This is a genomic window from uncultured Aquimonas sp. (genome assembly GCF_937888285.1).
In the GTDB taxonomy this organism is placed as follows: Bacteria; Pseudomonadota; Gammaproteobacteria; order Xanthomonadales; family Xanthomonadaceae; genus Aquimonas.
In genome coordinates, this window is sequence record NZ_CALART010000109.1 from 62,919 (window position 1) to 79,164 (window position 16,246).

Genomic DNA, 16,246 nt, shown 5'->3' on the forward strand with positions numbered 1-16,246 from the left:
GGCGTGCGTGGCTCCAAGTCACTGCGCGGCCTACAATTGCCGGCTTCGCGCACGCCAACCTTGTCCCCGGCGCGCCCAACACCGGCGCCGCGCACATGCGCGCATCGCCCCACTCGCAGGACCGACACCCATGGCCGGCAAGCTCTTCGTCAAGACCCACGGCTGCCAGATGAACGAGTACGACTCGGACAAGATGGCGGCCGTGCTGGCCGAATCGCACGGCCTCGAACTCACCGAGAACGAGGACGAGGCCGACGTCATCCTGGTCAACACCTGCTCGATCCGCGAGAAGGCGCAGGAAAAGGTGTTCAGCCAGCTCGGCCGCTGGAAGCAGCTCAAGAAGAAGAACGACAAGGTCATCATCGGTGTCGGCGGCTGCGTCGCCAGCCAGGAGGGCGAAGCCATCCTGAAGCGCGCGCCCTACGTTGATCTGGTGTTCGGCCCGCAGACCCTGCACCGCCTGCCCGAGATGATCGAGGCCAAGCGCGAGTCCGGGCGTCCGCAGGTCGACATCAGCTTCCCGGAGATCGAGAAGTTCGACCGCCTGCCCGAGCCGCGCGCCGAAGGACCCACGGCCTTCGTCTCGATCATGGAAGGCTGCAGCAAGTACTGCACCTTCTGCGTGGTGCCCTACACCCGCGGGGAGGAAGTCAGCCGGCCCTTCGAGGACGTGCTGGTCGAGGTCGCCCAGCTGGCCGAGCAGGGTGTGAAGGAAGTGAACCTGCTGGGCCAGAACGTCAACGCCTACCGCGGCGCGCTGGACCGCAATGACGCTGACGCCGGCACCGCCGACCTCGCCGACCTGATCCGCGCGATCGCCGAGATCCCCGGTATCGGCCGCATCCGCTACACCACCTCGCACCCGGTCGAGTTCAGCAACAGTCTCATCGAAGCGCATCGCGACGTGCCGCAGCTGGCGTCCTTCGTGCACCTGCCGGTGCAAGCGGGCTCCGACCGCATCCTGGCGGCGATGAAGCGCGGCCACACCGCGCTGGAATACAAGGCCAAGATCCGCCGCCTGAAGGAAGCCAAGCCGGGCATCTCGATCAGCTCGGACTTCATCGTCGGCTTCCCAGGCGAAAGCGAGCGCGACTTCGAAGCCACGATGAAGCTGATCGAGGACATCGGCTTCGACCAGAGCTTCTCCTTCATCTACTCCTCGCGCCCCGGCACCCCGGCGGCCAACCTGCCGGACGAGACGCCGGCTGCGGAAAAGAGCGCGCGGCTGGCGAGGCTGCAGGCGGCGATCGACGCCAATGCGAAGAAGATCTCGCAGGCCATGGTCGGCACCGTGCAGCGCGTACTCGTCGAAGGCCCGAGCAAGAAGGACCCGAACGAGCTGACCGGCCGCACCGAGAACATGCGCTTCGTGAACTTCGCCGCCCCTGCCCGCCTTGTCGGCGAGTTTGCGGACGTGCTGATCACCGAGGCCATGAGCAACTCCCTGCGCGGCCGCGTACAGCTGCGCGACGACGCGGAGGCGGCGTGAGCCTCGGCGCGCTCGTCCAGCGCGACTTCGTGCTCGAACCCGACAGCCTGGAGCGCCTCGCCAACCTCTGCGGCCCTCTCGACGAGCATCTTCGGCTGATCGAGCTTCGGCTCGGCGTCGAGATCGCCAACCGCGGCAGTGTGTTCCGGGTGATCGGGGAAGAGCCGCTCGCCGAGAAGGCCGAGCGGGTGCTGCGCGATCTCTACGCCGACACCGGGCAGGAAGTGCTGAACGCGGGCGCGGTGCACCTGCGGCTGCAGGACGCGGGCGTCGACGCGCTGGTCGAACGCACGATCGCCGACGCCGCGCGCGGCGCCCAGGAAGTCGCGATCAAGGTCAAGCGTGGCGTGGTCAAGGGCCGCGGCCCCAACCAGGCGCGCTACCTGCACGCCATTGCCACCCACGACATCAACTTCGGCATCGGCCCCGCCGGCACCGGCAAGACCTTTCTCGCCGTGGCGATGGCCGTGGAAGCGCTCAACGAGAACCGCGTCCAGCGCCTGATGCTCGTGCGCCCTGCCGTCGAGGCCGGTGAAAAGCTCGGCTTCCTGCCGGGCGATCTGAGCCAGAAGGTCGATCCCTACCTGCGGCCGCTGTACGACGCGCTGTACGAAATGCTCGGCACCGAGCGCGTGGCCAAGCTGCTGGAGCGCAACGTGATCGAGATCGCGCCGCTGGCCTATATGCGCGGACGCACGCTCAACGATGCCTTCGTGATTCTGGATGAAGCACAGAACACCACGGTCGAGCAGATGAAGATGTTCCTGACCCGCATCGGCTTCGGCGCCACCGCGGTGATCACCGGCGACTTGAGCCAGATCGATCTGCAGCGCGGCCAGAAGTCCGGCCTGCGCGATGCGCTGGAGGTGCTGAAGGACGTGCCGGGCATTTCGTTCACCTTCTTCACCGCCGCCGACGTGGTGCGGCATCCGCTGGTGGCGCGCATCGTCCGTGCCTACGACCGCCGCGACGAGGTGCGCGAGCTGGCCAAGCGCGAGGCGCAGGCCGCCACCGAGAGCTCGACGCCGAAGGCCCAGGGATGAGCAGGATCGACATCAGCTACGGACTGTCGCGCGCCGGCCTGCCGGCCGCGGCGACCCTGCGTGCCTACGCGGAAGCCGCCCTGGCTGGCCGCCGCGAGGACGGCGAGCTGTCGGTGCGCATCGTCGACGCCGACGAGGGCCGCGCGCTCAATCGCGACTACCGCGACAAGGACTACGCCACCAATGTGCTGAGCTTCCCGGCCGAACTGCCGCCGGGCGTGCCGCTGCCGATCCTCGGCGATCTGGTGCTGTGCGCTCCCGTCGTCGCCCGCGAAGCCGAGGAACAAGGCAAGCCGCTCAAGCATCACTACGCGCACATGCTGGTGCACGGCGTGCTGCACCTGCTCGGGCACGACCACATGGACGAGGCCGAAGCCGAGGCCATGGAAACAATCGAGCGCGAGGTGCTGGCCGGGCTGGGCATTCCGGACCCCTACGCCTGAGCGCTGCACGGACTGATCAAGGCGAGGCTGAAGAATCCAGCGTTGTCGCGCGCCAGTGAGGGCGCGCCCGCGGACCGAGCGCGCAAGCGCTTGATCCAGCGCAACCGAGAGAAGCGAAGGCGTCGCCGCGGAGCGGCCGAACGAGCCCGGACCTTCGCCGGACTCGCGATCACTGATCCAGGCCAGGATGGACTTGATCAGTGTTGCCTTAAACTTCCGCACCGTTCCGCGGTCTGGAGCCATTCTTCCCATGGACCTGTCTTTCGCATGAGCACACTTCTGGTCACCGGCGGCGCCGGCTTCATCGGCGGCAACTTCGTCCTGCAGCAGGTGGCCGCGGGCCATCGCGTGGTCAACCTTGATGCCCTGACCTACGCCGGCAACCGCGACACGCTGGCCAGCCTCGACGGCAACGCCAACCACGTGTTCGTGCAGGGCGACATCGCCGACCGAGCGCTGGTGCAGAAGCTCCTCGCCGAGCACCGCCCCGATGCGATCGTGAACTTCGCTGCCGAAAGCCACGTCGATCGCAGCATCGACGGCCCCGGCGCCTTCGTGCAGACCAATATCGTCGGCACCTTCCAGCTGCTCGAAGCCGCCCGCGGCTGGTATGCGGAGCTGGACGAGACCGCACGCGGCCGCTTCCGCTTCCTTCATGTCTCGACCGACGAGGTCTACGGCTCGCTGGGCGAGACCGGCAAGTTCACCGAGACCACGCCCTACCAGCCCAACTCGCCCTATTCGGCCTCGAAGGCGGCCTCGGACCACCTGGTGCGCGCCTATCACCACACCTACGGGCTGCCGGTGCTGACCACCAACTGCAGCAACAACTACGGCCCCTTCCAGTTCCCGGAGAAGCTCATCCCGCTGATCATCCAGCGCGCGGTGGCCGGCGAGGACCTGCCGGTCTACGGTGACGGCCGCAACGTGCGCGACTGGCTCTATGTCGGCGACCACTGCCGCGCGATCGCGCGCGTGCTCGAAGCCGGCCGCGTCGGCGAGGTCTACAACGTCGGCGGCGATGCCGAGCGCCAGAACATCGAGGTCGTGCACACCATCTGCCGCCTGCTGGACGCGCGTCGCCCGCGCGCCGACGGACAGCCGCGCGAATCGCAGATCCGCTTCGTCAAAGACCGCCCCGGCCACGACCGTCGCTACGCCATCGACGCCAGCAAGCTGAAGTCCGAGCTCGGCTGGGCGCCCTCGCGCAGCTTCGAGCAGGGCATCGAGGAAACCGTCGACTGGTACCTGCAGCACCAGGACTGGGTGCAGCGCGTGCTCGACGGCAGCTATCGGCTTGAGCGCATCGGAACCGGCAAAGAAGCCTGAGGAAACCCGACCATGAAAGGCATCATCCTCGCCGGCGGCTCCGGCACCCGGCTGTATCCGATCACCCAGGCGATCAGCAAGCAACTGCTGCCGGTGTACGACAAGCCGATGATCTACTACCCGCTCAGCACCCTGATGCTGGCGGGTATCCGCGAAGTGCTGGTGATCAACACCCCGCATGAGCAGGCCCTGTTCAAGCAGCTGCTGGGCGACGGCAGCCAGTGGGGCATGCGCATCGACTACGCCGTGCAGCCCAGCCCCGACGGCCTGGCGCAGGCCTATCTGATCGGCCGCGAGTTCGTCGCCGGCCAGCCCAGCTGTCTGGTTCTGGGCGACAACATCTTCTACGGCCACGGCTTCTCGGAGCAGCTACGCCGCGCCTCGACCCTGCAGAACGGCGCGGTGGTGTTCGGCTACTGGGTGCGCGATCCCGAGCGCTACGGCGTCGCCGAGTTCGATGCCAGCGGCACCGTCATTGGCCTGGAGGAAAAGCCGAAGACGCCGAAGTCGAACTACGCCGTCACCGGCCTGTACTTCTACGATGGCCGCGCGCCCGAGTTCGCCGCCGAGCTGAAACCTTCTCCGCGCGGCGAGCTCGAGATCACCGACCTCAACCGGCGCTACCTCGAAGACGGCAGCCTGAAGCTCGAGAAGCTCGGCCGCGGCTATGCCTGGCTGGACACCGGCACGCATGAATCCCTGCTGCAGGCCGGCACCTTCGTCGAGACCATCGAAGCGCGGCAGGGTCTCAAGATCTGCTGCCCGGAAGAAATCGCCTACATGAACGGCTGGATCGATGCTGCCCAGCTCGAGGCCCTGGCGCAGCCGCTGCTGAAGAATGGCTACGGCCAGTACCTGATGAGCCTGCTCAAGCTGGGGCTGGCCAAGTGAAAGTCATCGAGACCGATCTGCCCGGCTGCCTGGTGATCGAGCCGCGCGTGTTCGGCGACGCCCGCGGCTTCTTCTTCGAGCAGTGGAACCGTGAGCGCTATGCGCAGCACGGCATCTTCATGGACGCGGTGCAGGCCAATGTTTCGCGCTCCGCGCGCGGCGTGCTGCGCGGCCTGCACTACCAGCTGCCCAACCCGCAGGGCAAGCTGGTCTCGGTGCTCGAGGGCGAGGTCTTTGATGTCGCCGTCGACATCCGCCGCGGCTCGCCAACCTTCGGCAAGTGGGCGGCGGTCGTGCTCAGCGCCGACAACCAGCGCCAGTTCTGGATTCCGCCCGGCTTCGCCCACGGCTTCGCGGTGACCTCCGAGCACGCCCTGTTCCACTACTTCTGCAGCGCGCCCTACGACGCTGCGGCCGACAAGGGCATCCGCTGGGATGACCCTGCAGTGGCGATCGACTGGCCGGTGGCGGCCCCCGAGCTGTCGGCCAAGGACCGCGCAGCTCCGCTGCTGGGCGAGGTCGCCCAAGAGCGCCTGCCGGTCTACTGAGAGCACGTGGAAAAACCATCCGGCTTCTGCAGCCACCTCCGGCCGCCTTCGCTAAGACGTCTGAGCCTACTCACACGCTCTGAGCAGAGACTCACGGTTCGGCGCAGGCTCGGCCCGGAAGCTTCTGCGACGTGCGCGCTGCGCGGCGACAATGACCTTGCCCCCGTTCACGCAGCGACCGCTTGCATCGCTCTGGATCCCATGGCAACGGCCTCGCGACTGCCGCCTGCGCTACCCTTCCCGCCTCTCTGACCGATCTCGCCCATGGCCATGCAGGACATCCTTCCCGTCATCCTCTCCGGGGGCTCCGGCACCCGTCTGTGGCCGCTCTCGCGCGAGTCCTATCCCAAGCAGTTCCTGCCGCTCACGGGCGAGGACAGCTTGCTGCAGGCGACCTGGAAGCGTGTGGCCACGCTCACCACCTGCCGCCCCATCGTGGTGGGCAACGTCGACCACCGCTTCATGATCGCCGAGCAGCTGCGCGAGGCCGGGGTGACGCCAGCGTCGATCCTGCTCGAACCAGTGGGCCGCAACACTGCTCCCGCCATTGCGGTTGCGGCTCTGGAAGCCACCCGCAGCGGTGAGGATGCGCTGCTGCTGGTGCTGCCTTCGGATCATCTGATCCAGCAGGTCGAGGCCTTCCACGCGGCGGTGCATGCAGCCACGGCGGCGGCCGCAGCCGGCCAGCTGGTGACCTTCGGTGTGGTGCCGACCTCGCCCGAGACCGGCTACGGCTACATCAAGGCGACCGAGGGCAGCGGTGCGCGCGCGGTCGAACGCTTTGTGGAGAAGCCCGATCTCGCCACTGCGCAGGACTACGTCGCCTCCGGCCAGTACTACTGGAACAGCGGCATGTTCCTGATCCGCGCCAGTCGCTACCTGGAAGAACTCGAACGTCTCGCGCCGGACATGCTGGCCGCCTGCCGGGATGCGCTGACGAAAGCGCGCCGGGATGAGGACTTCGTACGCCTGGATACCGAAGCGTTCGCAGGCTGCCCCGCGGACTCCATCGATTACGCGGTGATGGAGCACACCCCGCATGCCGCCGTCGTGCCTCTGGACGCGGGCTGGAGTGATGTCGGTTCGTGGGGCGCCCTGTGGGAAGTCAGCCCAAAGGACGACCAGGGCAATGCGCATCGCGGCGACGTCATCGCCATCGACTGCCGCAACACCTATGCCCACGGCCAGCGCCTGATCACGCTGATTGGCCTCGAAGACGTGGTGGTCGTGGAAACCGATGACGCCCTCCTTGTCGGCCGCCGCGACCAGCTGCAGAAGGTCAAGGATCTGGTCGGGACGCTGAAGTCCGACGGCCGCAGCCACGCGGTCTGGCATCGCAAGGTCTATCGCCCCTGGGGCGCCTACGACAGCATCGACTCGGGCGAGCGTTTCCAGGTCAAGCGCATCACCGTCAAGCCGGGCGGCAGTCTCAGCCTGCAGATGCACCACCACCGCGCCGAGCACTGGATCGTGGTCAGCGGCACGGCCCGCGTGACGCGCGGCGAGGAGGTGCTGCTGCTCACCGAGAACCAGAGCACCTACATCCCGCTCGGCGTAATGCATCGACTGGAGAACCCCGGCAAGCTGCCGCTGGAGATGATCGAAGTGCAGTCAGGCAGCTATCTGGGCGAGGACGACATCGTCCGCTTCGAGGACGTCTACGGCCGCATGGCGTGAGCCGAGCGCTGCGACGCCAACAACCGGAGTCAAGTGGCGAGCACCACAACAAGATACGCCCCGGCCAAGACCGGGGCGTTTGCTTTTGAGGCAGTTCTCAAGTCATCAGTTTCCGCGGCCGCCGCAGCAAGAGCGCAGACCCGCCCGCGAATCCCTAATCCCCAATCCCGAATCCCGGCCTCTCAGTGCCCGCCGTCGAGCGCCTTCAGCTCGGCGACCAGCTGATTGACCATGCTGGCGCCGTCGCCGAACAGCATGCGGGTGTTGTCGGCGTAGAACAGGGCGTTCTCGATGCCAGCGAAGCCGGTGCCGCGGCCGCGCTTGATGACGATGGTGTTCTTCGAGTTCACCACGTCGAGGATGGGCATGCCGTAGATCGGGCTGGCCGGGTCGGTCTTGGCCACCGGGTTGACCACGTCATTGGCGCCGATCACCAGCGAGACGTCGGTGATCGCGAACTCCGGGTTGATGTCGTCCATGTCGGCGATCAGGTCGTAGGGCACGCCGGCCTCGGCGAGCAGCACATTCATGTGGCCCGGCATGCGGCCGGCGACCGGATGGATCGCGAACTTGACCTTGACGTCGCGCTTCATCAGCTGCTGGGTCAGCTCCCACACCTTGTGCTGGGCCTGGGCAACCGCGAGGCCGTAACCCGGCACGATCACCACCCGCTCGGCGTAGGCCATCATCGCGGCGACGTCGGACGCCTCGATGGGCTTCTGGCTGCCGGTGATCGCCTGTGCTTCGCCCGAGCTGCCGCCAAAGTTCGAGAACAGCACGTTGCTGATCGGCCGGTTCATGGCCTTGGCCATCAGCTGGGTCAGCAGCATGCCAGCCGCACCAACCACGGTGCCCGCGATGATCAGCGACTCGCTCTGCAGCACATAGCCCTTGAAGGCCACGGCAAGGCCGGTGAACGCGTTGTACAGCGAGATCACGACGGGCATGTCGGCGCCGCCGATCGGCAGGGTCATCAGCACGCCGAAGATGAGCGTGAGCACGAAGAAGGCGATGATCACCCGCACGTCGAGCTCGAACACCAGCCAGGCGCCGAGGCCCAGGCAGGCGACGAACACCAGCAGGTTGACCATCTGCTGGCCGCTGAAGCTGAAGCGCTTGTCGAGGCGCCCGTCGAGCTTGGCCCAGGCGATGACCGAGCCCGAGAACGAGACCGCGCCGATCAGCGAGCCGAGCACGGCGAGCACGAGTTTGGTGGTGTCCATGCAGGCATGCGCGGCCATGTCGACCGGCGTGCAGGCGCCGGTGTGCGCGGCCGAGTTGATCAGCGCATAGGCGCCGATCGCCGCCGCCGAGCCGCCGCCCATGCCGTTGAAGATGGCGACCATCTGCGGCATGTCGGTGATCGGTACACGCTTGCCCCAGACCCAGAACACGAAGGACAGCACGATCGCCACGACCATCAGGCCGAGATTGAGCGGATCGATGCCGTGCGTGCCCCAGGTGCTGGGCGCGAAGAAGGTGACCACGGTGGCAATGACCATGCCGACGCCGGCCCACTTGATGCCGCGCTTGGCGGTCACCGGCGAGCCCATCTGCATCAGGCCGATGATGAAGAGCAGGGCCGCGGCGAAGTAGCTGGACTTGGCCAGCAGGTCGAGCAGTTCGGGAAGGCTCATCGATCAGCCCTCCTTCTTCTTGCTGGACTTGAACATCTCCAGCATGCGCTCGGTGACGACATAGCCACCCACCGCATTGCCCGCACCCAGCAGCACCGCGAGGAAGCCGATGGTGCGCTCCAGGGTGGTGTCGGCATGGGCCAGCGAGATCATCGCGCCCACCACCACGATGCCGTGCACGAAGTTCGAGCCGGACATGAGCGGGGTGTGCAGGATCACCGGCACGCGCGAGATGATGACGTGGCCGCAGATCGCGGCCAGCATGAAGATATACAGCGCAACAAAGCCGTCCATCAGGCCGCTCCTCCCTCGATCCGCTGCTTGCTGGGGCCGTGCTTGATCTCGCCGGCATGGGTGAGGCAGGTCTGCGCGACCAGTTCGTCGCTCCAGTCGGAGCTGATCGCACCGTCCTTGATCGACAGCACCAGGAAGTTGTAGAGATTGCGCGCGTACATTTCGCTGGCGTGGATGCAGCCCATCGAGGCCAGATGGGTCGGCCCGACCACGTCGACGCCGTTGGCGGTACGCACCGTCTCACCGGCCTTCGTCAGCTCGCAGTTGCCGCCGGTTTCAGCCGCGAGGTCGACGATCACGCTGCCCGCCTTCATGCCCTCGACCATGGCGGCGGTGATGATCTTCGGCGCTGGGCGACCCGGCACGGCGGCGGTGGTGACGATGACGTCGATGCCCTTCAGATGCTCTGCCAGCTTGCGCTGCTGCTCGGCACGCTCTTCCGCCGTCAGCTCGCGCGCATAACCACCCGAACCTGCCGCGCTGACGCCGAGGTCGAGGAACTTCGCGCCCAGCGATTCGATCTGCTCGCGCGTCTCGGGGCGCACGTCGAAGCCTTCGACCTGGGCACCGAGCCGACGGGCCGTCGCAATCGCCTGCAGGCCGGCCACGCCGGCGCCGACGATCAGCACCTTGCTCGGGCGGATGGTGCCGGCGGCGGTGGTCAGCATCGGGAAGAACTTGCCGCTGGTCTGCGCCGCGATCAGCACCGCCTTGTAGCCGGCCATGCCGGCCTGCGAGCTGAGCACGTCCATGGCCTGGGCGCGGGTGGTGCGCGGCAGCAGCTCCATGGCGAAGCTGGTGAGCTTGCGGTCGCGAAGCGCCCGCACGCGGTCGTCACCGGTGTGCGGCTGCAGGTAGCCGATCACGATCGCGCCTTCCTTCAGTGCGGCGATCTCGTCGGCTTCGGGCGGCTGCACCTTCAGCAGCACGTCGGCGCGAGACAGGACTTCGGCCGCGGTGTCGACGAACTCGACGTCGGCATAGGCGCTGTCGGGAAAGGCTGCAGAGACGCCCGCCCCCTTCTGCATCAGCACGGACACGCCGGCGGCGCGTAGCTTCTTTGCGACTTCCGGCGTCAGCGCTACGCGGCGTTCACCCGCGACGCGCTCGACGACGGCACTGACGGTACCCGCCATGTGCACACCTCCCCTTTGCTGAAACCCCGGGGGATGCTAGCCGAAAGTCGTAGGGCGCGCGCAGCGCAGTCGCGGCCATCGCGGCACAGGCATATGCGGATCGGTCACTGGCGAACCGCCCAAGCGCAAGAAGACGCATCGCGACGACAGGGCGTGGCGCGGCGCACTCCCACTCCCGCTGGATGCGCGCCAGGCTCAGCCGGCGCTGTCGCCCTCGGCACCCTTGCCGCCAGCGCGCAGCCGGCCGAGCACCTGGTTCATGGCGTGCTCGAAGGCCGCATCGTTCTGGCGGATGACGAGGCGCTTGGCGCCGATCATCGCCGCCAGCTCTTCCGCCGAGGCCACGCAGTAGCGCAGGCCGCGGCGATTGACGAACAGCAGGCGGTTCGAGATCGGACTCTGCCAGCTCAGCTTCGCCGGCTGGGCGTTGCCTTCCTCGTCGATGAACTGCACCCAGGTGCCAACCGGCAGCTTGCGGATGCGCTCGACATCGTCGGCGTTGAATTCAAGGCCCGCCAGCGGATCGGGCTCGGCTTCGATCTCCTCGCTGCTGCTGGCTGTCGCCAGGGTTGGCGAGTCCATCGGCGGTGCATTGCGCTCGACTGCACCGGCCAGCTGCTGCTGGATCTCCGGAGAAGCCGCTCGCGGGCTCAGCGCCGCCAGCAGGGACTGCAGCACCTCGTCCGCCGCCGCGCCCACGCAGCCTGCGCTCTGCAGCACCGGCTCCAGCTGCGGACGCAGCGCGGAAAACGCGGTCTCGGAAAACGCGCGGCGCTCGCGCGACTCCGACCACGCGCCCAGCAGGGAGTCACCGGCAGCCAGCGCCGCCTGGTACTTGGGTGCGTCGTGCCCCTCGCGCAGGCCCATCAGGGTGACGTGGTGGACCCAGTAGCGGCGCAGGAAGGAATCCACCGCCGGCGCCAGTTCGGGGTGCAGCTCAAGGCGGCGGTTGAGCTCGGCCGTGGCCGCGGCGCGCGCGAACTCAAGACGCTCCTTGCCGCGCTGGGCTTCGGCCGCGCGTCGTTCGGCCAGCGCGATGCGCCGGCGATGCTGCTCAATGAATTCGCGGAACTCCTGCTCCAGCGTCTCGAAGATCGCGACGTCCTCGTTGAACTCGACCGCGAGCCTGTCCACCGTGCGGCGCACGCGATCCAGCAGCTCGCGATCCTGCGGCGCCTCACCGGTATTGCCTTCGCAGGCCTCGGCCAGCGAGTTCAGCAGGCGGCGCGCCGGATGCGACTTCTGCAGGAACATCCGGCGGTCCAGCAGCGCGACCTTGATGAAGGGCACGATCATGCGGCTGATCGTCTTGCGCGTGTCCGAATGGAAATCGCGCTCCTCCAGCAGCACCTCGAACAGCATGCCGACCAGGTCGATCGCGTCCTCGTCGGCCGCGCTCATGCGCGAGGTGTTGGGGTCCAGACCCAGGCGCTCGGCGCCGGTCAGCAGCTCCTGCTTGAGCCGCTGCGCCAAGCTCTGCTCGGGGTCGTCAAGGGCGTCGCTGACCGAATCGGGCAGCTCGTTCTGGTAGAGCGATAGCACCGAGAGCATTTCATTGGGCGAGAGCGGGCGCAACGGCTCGGTGTCGCCGACCCCCGAGCGATCGCCGTGGGCCGCATGGCCGGCAGGCACCGAAAAAGCGCCGCGACCGCCGCGCGCGCCGCGGTAGGACTCGAGCAGCTCGTGCAGGGTAGAGAACAGCGCCTGCTCGGCGGCCGGGCTGACCGGGGCCTGTTCGGCGTACTCGCGCGGCGGCGGCGCGTAGCCGCCTTCGGCTTCCGCCTCGCGCATCGGATCCACGGGCCGCGGCGGGGCGCCCGGTCGGCGAGCGACGCTGTGACGCACTTCGGGTAGCACGCCAGACTCGACCAGGGCCTTGTTGAGGTCCACGTAGAACGCGGGCAGCAGGCGCTGGAATTCGCGCTCGTACAGCTTGAACAGCAGGACCTTGACCCGCACCGAAATGTCGAGGCCGGCGAGCGCGCCGCGGAAGGCCTGCGCGATGTGGGCGGGGCCAACAGGGCTGTTGTCGTCGTCGATCTCGACGCCGCCGATCAGCGCACCCAGGCGCCGATTGATCTGGTGCAGGGCCGGGCCCAGCCCGCGCGAGATCGCCACGGCGACCATGCGCGCGCTCAGCTGCTCCTCGAGCTCCTCTTCGGACACCAGCGAAAGCTCGCCCGGCTGCGCGCTGCGCACGCCCTGCTCCAGATCGACCTTGAGTGGCGCCCGCCGCTCGTAGGCGGCGAACGCAGTCAGCAGGTGCTCGACGAAGCGCTGCTCGATCACCGGACGCTGCTTGCGCAGTTCGCGCATCGCGTCGAAGTACTCCTGGTGGTTCAGGGAGCCGTCGGCGCGCTGGACGAAATCGAACAGTGTGTTGTCCGCCTTCTCCAGAGTCTCCCCGAGGAAGGCGGGTAGGCGCTTGACGGCGCGCGCGCGCAGGCCGGAGACCAGCGACGAGATGTCGAAACCCGGCTTCATCGCGAGGCGACCGTTGATGTCCAGTACATTGTCGGGGGTAGACTTGCTGACCATGTCATGTGTCCTCAGGCGCGATGCTCGCCCCCTCACGGGCTGCGAGTCTACGGGTCGCAATTGTGGCGAAACGTGAGAGCCCTCGCGCTTCGCCGCCCCTGGGACGCGGCCCTGCCAACACCAAGGTCGCAAGTGTGACAGAGCTGGCGCGCCAGCGACCTGTTTCGTCACTTGTCCTTCGCTCACCGGAACTCCGATTGATGAACCCGTTCGCGCTCGACCAGCGCCGCTCGACGCCCTCCCGCCTGCTCGGCGAGCCCGCGCCGGATTCCGGACAGCTGCTGGACCTGCTGCGCGTCGCCTCGCGCGTACCCGATCACGGCGCGCTGGCGCCCTGGCGCTTCCTGACCGTCCGCGGCGATGCGCGAGCAGAACTGGGCGCGGCCCTGGCCACCCGCGCGCTGGCGCTGAATCCGGACATCGAGGCCGCCGCCCTGGACAAGGAGCGCAAGCGCTTCCTGCAGGCGCCGCTGGTGGTGGCGGTGATCGGCTGCTACATCCGGCCGCACAAGATTCCGCTGGTCGAACAGCAGCTCACCGCCGGCTGCGTCTGCTTCGGCCTGCTGCAGGCCGCCCAGGCCGCCGGCTTCGGCGCCCAGTGGCTGACCGGCTGGGCCGCCTACGATCCAGAAATCCGCGCCCGCCTCGGCCTTGAGGAAAACGAAGCGGTGGTGGGATTCATCCATATCGGCACGCCGCGCGACAGCCTGCCCGAGCGCCCGCGACCGGATCCGGGAGCACGCCTGCAGGACTGGACGCCTTGAGCGCGAGCCCGGTCCTGCTGGTCGACGCCAGTCTTTACGTGTTCCGCGCCTGGCATTCGATCCCCGATGAGTTCACTGATCGCGAAGGGCGCCCGGTCAACGCCGTGCAGGGCTTCCTGCGTTTCGTGCTTGAGCTGCTGGAGAACGCGCGCCCGGAGCGCATCGCCATCGCCTTCGATGAATCGCTCGAAACCTCGTTCCGCAATCGCCTGTACCCCGCCTACAAGGCCAACCGCGAGCCGGCGCCAGAGTCGCTGAAGTACCAGTTCCAGCAGTGCCGCGCCCTGTGCGAAGCGCTGGGCCTGTGCACGCTGGCGGACCCCGAGTTCGAAGCGGACGACCTGATCGGCAGCCTGCTCGCCGGGATTCGCGCCCAGGGCCTGCGCGGTCTCATCGTGTCGGCGGACAAGGACCTCTCGCAGCTGCTCGAAGCGGGCGACAGCCAGTGGGACTACGCGCGCAACCAGCGCTGGGACATGGCGGGCGTGCGTGAGCGCTACGGCGTGCTGGCCCGGCAGATCCCGGATTTCCTCGGCTTGGCCGGAGATGCCGTCGACAACATTCCGGGCGTGCCGGGCGTCGGCGCGAAGACGGCCGCTGCCCTGCTGGAGCATTTCGACAGCCTCGACGCCCTGCTCGCGCGCCTCGGCGAACTGCCCTTCCTGCGGATCCGCGGCGCGGCCTCGCACGCGCAGCGCATCGACGCGCATCGCGACATGGCGCTGCTGTGCCGCGAGCTCGCCACCATCCGCTGCGATCTAGACCTGGGAGACGCAGCCGAGCGCTGTCGCCGCGCTGCACCCGATCAGGCGCGGCTCGACGCGCTTGCCGAACAGCTCAGGCTGGGGCCGATGACGCGGCGACGCATCGCCTCGCTCGGCAGTACGCAGGCTTGATCCGGTGAAGCGAGGGGCGGCGGGCGCAGGCGCGCGCCGCCGGCCCGGGATCAGCGCACGAACTGGGTCGGACGCGCTTCCTGGCGATCCATCGCGAAGTCCGCCTGCAGTCGATAGATGCGTGCGCCTTCGATGCGCTCGCGATTGCGCGGCAGACCGAAGCGGTCGTAGCCATTGCGCTGACTGTTGCCGATCAGATAGACCGCAGCGTTCTCGCCGATGGCCGCGCCCACCTGCAGCGGCAAGGCCTGCTGGTTGGCCTCCAACGGATGGCCCAGGGCGATCTGGCGGCCGTCGGCCGACAGCTTGAGCCGCATGATGCGATTGGGCGGCAGGCCGTTCTGCACGACGATCAGGTGGTCGTTCCACCAGGCCATGGATTCGATGCCGGCCAGTGCGAGGTTACGCGGCACCGCGATGTCGAAGGGCTTGCCGGTATCCAGGTCGAGGCCGAACACGCCACGCTCGACGTCGCTGAAGTACAGGCGCTTGGAGTCACCCGACACCGTGAGGCCACGCAGGCCCGACAGGTGCGGCGCCTGCAGCAGGCGCCGGAAGCTGTCGTCGCGCACCTGGTAGATCACGTTGTTGACGCCGTCGAGGGCATACACGCTGCCGTCACCGGCGACCGCGATGTTGGAGAGCACGAAGCTCTGGCCCGGCACTACCGGCGACAGGAAGCTCTTGATGAACTTGCCGCTGGCCAGCTCGAACTTGAAGATGCCGGCCTTGCCCAGATCGCGTTCGGCGCTGTAGCCCTTGTAGTGCGGCACCGCGCTCGAGGCCACCCACAGGACGCCGCGCTGGGCATCAACCGCCACGCCAAACACGCCCCACATGCCGTTGGTCTCGTCGGCTGCGGCCAGCGCCTTCAGGCTGCCGTCCTCCTCGACCACATAGACCTTGCCCTCGCGTACGCCGCCGGCCAGCAGGCGGCCGCGGGTCGCGTCGAAGGCCAGGCTCTCGATCAGCAGGTCCTCGCGCGGCAGGGTGTAGGCCACCTTGCCCTCACCGAAGCTGTCGCGGTTGCGCTGGAAGCCCTGCACGACGTATTGCCAGACCTCGGTGGTGCTGACCTTCTCGAAGCGCGGGTCGTTCTCGACTTCGTACGCAAAGCCCGCCGCCTGCAGCTCCAGCAGGGCGTTGTAGGCCTCGCTCTTCATGTCCTGCTGCGCGTAGCCGGCCGCCATCTCGAAACGCATGGCGCCGACGTGCGGACGCAGCGCGGCGAGGCGCTTCCAGACCAGGGTCTCCTTGACGATCTCACCGGCTTCGCGCAGCTGCGCGGCCAGCTGCAGCAGGCTGTCGGTGTCGTCGACGGCGGCCAGGGCCTGCTCGATCTGCTCCGGCGTTTCGAGGGTCTTGCCCTCGGCCGGCGGCGCCTCCTGGGCCAGCAGAAAGGCGGGCGACGTCAGCAGCAGGGTGCACAGCAGGAAACGCTTGAACGACATGAGTGGGGTTTTCCGTGGAAGGCAAGGTGAGAGCGGACCTCAAGACCAGCGCCGGGGCCGCGGGTTCCCCAGGGTCCGGTGGCCGGCCCCGGCAAGGGCTGCGTACACAC

Annotated in this window: 13 protein-coding genes and 1 pseudogene; 9 read left to right on the plus strand and 5 right to left on the minus strand. The window is 67.8% G+C overall.

What is annotated here, in order from left to right; all coding sequences use genetic code 11:
• Positions 1-136: 136 nt before the first annotated feature.
• From miaB to Q0654_RS19640, 7 genes and pseudogenes are all read left to right on the plus strand, one after another.
• A pseudogene (miaB, locus tag Q0654_RS19610) lies at positions 137-1,489 on the plus strand (tRNA (N6-isopentenyl adenosine(37)-C2)-methylthiotransferase MiaB); the annotation flags it as partial.
• Positions 1,486-2,532, plus strand: a complete 1,047-nt coding sequence (locus Q0654_RS19615) for a PhoH family protein (RefSeq protein WP_298856695.1) — start codon at positions 1,486-1,488, stop codon at positions 2,530-2,532. The pseudogene miaB and the gene Q0654_RS19615, both read left to right, overlap by 4 nt.
• Entirely contained in the window at positions 2,529-2,975 is a 447-nt protein-coding gene (ybeY, locus tag Q0654_RS19620) for an rRNA maturation RNase YbeY (protein WP_298856696.1), read from the plus strand. The genes Q0654_RS19615 and ybeY overlap by 4 nt, the downstream gene beginning before the upstream one ends.
• A gap of 267 nt (positions 2,976-3,242) precedes the next feature.
• Complete coding sequence (gene rfbB / locus Q0654_RS19625) at positions 3,243-4,304, plus strand: dTDP-glucose 4,6-dehydratase (RefSeq protein WP_298856697.1); 1,062 nt, start codon at positions 3,243-3,245, stop codon at positions 4,302-4,304.
• A gap of 12 nt (positions 4,305-4,316) precedes the next feature.
• Positions 4,317-5,195, plus strand: coding sequence for a glucose-1-phosphate thymidylyltransferase RfbA (gene rfbA, locus Q0654_RS19630; protein WP_298856698.1), 879 nt, complete (start codon positions 4,317-4,319; stop codon positions 5,193-5,195).
• The gene (gene rfbC, locus Q0654_RS19635) at positions 5,192-5,743 is read left to right on the plus strand and encodes a dTDP-4-dehydrorhamnose 3,5-epimerase (protein WP_298856699.1); all 552 of its coding nucleotides are present in this window, start codon (positions 5,192-5,194) and stop codon (positions 5,741-5,743) included. Before rfbA ends, rfbC begins: the two co-directional genes overlap by 4 nt.
• A 270-nt stretch (positions 5,744-6,013) precedes the next feature.
• Positions 6,014-7,420: a mannose-1-phosphate guanylyltransferase/mannose-6-phosphate isomerase gene (locus Q0654_RS19640; protein ID WP_298856749.1), complete on the plus strand. Its 1,407-nt coding sequence runs from the start codon at positions 6,014-6,016 to the stop codon at positions 7,418-7,420.
• A 182-nt stretch (positions 7,421-7,602) separates the two neighbouring features.
• Here the strand turns inward: Q0654_RS19640 and Q0654_RS19645 are convergent, their stop codons facing one another.
• The 4 genes from Q0654_RS19645 to Q0654_RS19660 form a co-directional block, all read right to left on the minus strand.
• Positions 7,603-9,057: an NAD(P)(+) transhydrogenase (Re/Si-specific) subunit beta gene (locus tag Q0654_RS19645; protein ID WP_298856700.1), complete on the minus strand. Its 1,455-nt coding sequence runs from the start codon at positions 9,055-9,057 to the stop codon at positions 7,603-7,605.
• A 3-nt stretch (positions 9,058-9,060) separates the two neighbouring features.
• A complete protein-coding gene (locus Q0654_RS19650; RefSeq protein WP_298856750.1) occupies positions 9,061-9,354 on the minus strand; it encodes an NAD(P) transhydrogenase subunit alpha in 294 nt (97 codons plus the stop codon).
• The gene (locus Q0654_RS19655) at positions 9,351-10,487 is read right to left on the minus strand and encodes a Re/Si-specific NAD(P)(+) transhydrogenase subunit alpha (RefSeq protein WP_298856701.1); all 1,137 of its coding nucleotides are present in this window, start codon (positions 10,485-10,487) and stop codon (positions 9,351-9,353) included. Before Q0654_RS19655 ends, Q0654_RS19650 begins: the two co-directional genes overlap by 4 nt.
• Positions 10,488-10,682: 195 nt before the next feature.
• Entirely contained in the window at positions 10,683-13,025 is a 2,343-nt protein-coding gene (locus tag Q0654_RS19660) for a DUF1631 domain-containing protein (RefSeq protein WP_298856702.1), read from the minus strand.
• A gap of 200 nt (positions 13,026-13,225) precedes the next feature.
• Between Q0654_RS19660 and Q0654_RS19665 the strand changes: the two genes are divergently transcribed.
• Both Q0654_RS19665 and Q0654_RS19670 read left to right on the plus strand, forming a co-directional pair.
• Positions 13,226-13,789: a nitroreductase gene (locus Q0654_RS19665; protein WP_298856703.1), complete on the plus strand. Its 564-nt coding sequence runs from the start codon at positions 13,226-13,228 to the stop codon at positions 13,787-13,789.
• A complete protein-coding gene (locus Q0654_RS19670) occupies positions 13,786-14,685 on the plus strand; it encodes a 5'-3' exonuclease H3TH domain-containing protein (RefSeq protein ID WP_343230154.1) in 900 nt (299 codons plus the stop codon). Before Q0654_RS19665 ends, Q0654_RS19670 begins: the two co-directional genes overlap by 4 nt.
• A gap of 50 nt (positions 14,686-14,735) precedes the next feature.
• On the opposite strand, the gene Q0654_RS19675 is transcribed toward Q0654_RS19670, so the two are convergent.
• A complete protein-coding gene (locus tag Q0654_RS19675) occupies positions 14,736-16,136 on the minus strand; it encodes a hypothetical protein (protein WP_298856704.1) in 1,401 nt (466 codons plus the stop codon).
• Positions 16,137-16,246: the final 110 nt, after the last annotated feature.

Excerpts from the sequence above, each read along its gene's own strand:
- ybeY (WP_298856696.1), top strand. The coding sequence starts at position 2,529 with ATGAGCAGGATCGACATCAGCTACGGACTGTCGCGCGCCGGCCTGCCG.
- rfbB (WP_298856697.1), top strand. The coding sequence starts at position 3,243 with ATGAGCACACTTCTGGTCACCGGCGGCGCCGGCTTCATCGGCGGCAAC.
- rfbA (WP_298856698.1), top strand. The coding sequence starts at position 4,317 with ATGAAAGGCATCATCCTCGCCGGCGGCTCCGGCACCCGGCTGTATCCG.
- Q0654_RS19640 (WP_298856749.1), top strand. The coding sequence starts at position 6,014 with ATGCAGGACATCCTTCCCGTCATCCTCTCCGGGGGCTCCGGCACCCGT.
- Q0654_RS19645 (WP_298856700.1), bottom strand. The coding sequence starts at position 9,057 with ATGAGCCTTCCCGAACTGCTCGACCTGCTGGCCAAGTCCAGCTACTTC.
- Q0654_RS19655 (WP_298856701.1), bottom strand. The coding sequence starts at position 10,487 with ATGGCGGGTACCGTCAGTGCCGTCGTCGAGCGCGTCGCGGGTGAACGC.
- Q0654_RS19660 (WP_298856702.1), bottom strand. The coding sequence starts at position 13,025 with ATGGTCAGCAAGTCTACCCCCGACAATGTACTGGACATCAACGGTCGC.
- Q0654_RS19665 (WP_298856703.1), top strand. The coding sequence starts at position 13,226 with ATGAACCCGTTCGCGCTCGACCAGCGCCGCTCGACGCCCTCCCGCCTG.
- Q0654_RS19675 (WP_298856704.1), bottom strand. The coding sequence starts at position 16,136 with ATGTCGTTCAAGCGTTTCCTGCTGTGCACCCTGCTGCTGACGTCGCCC.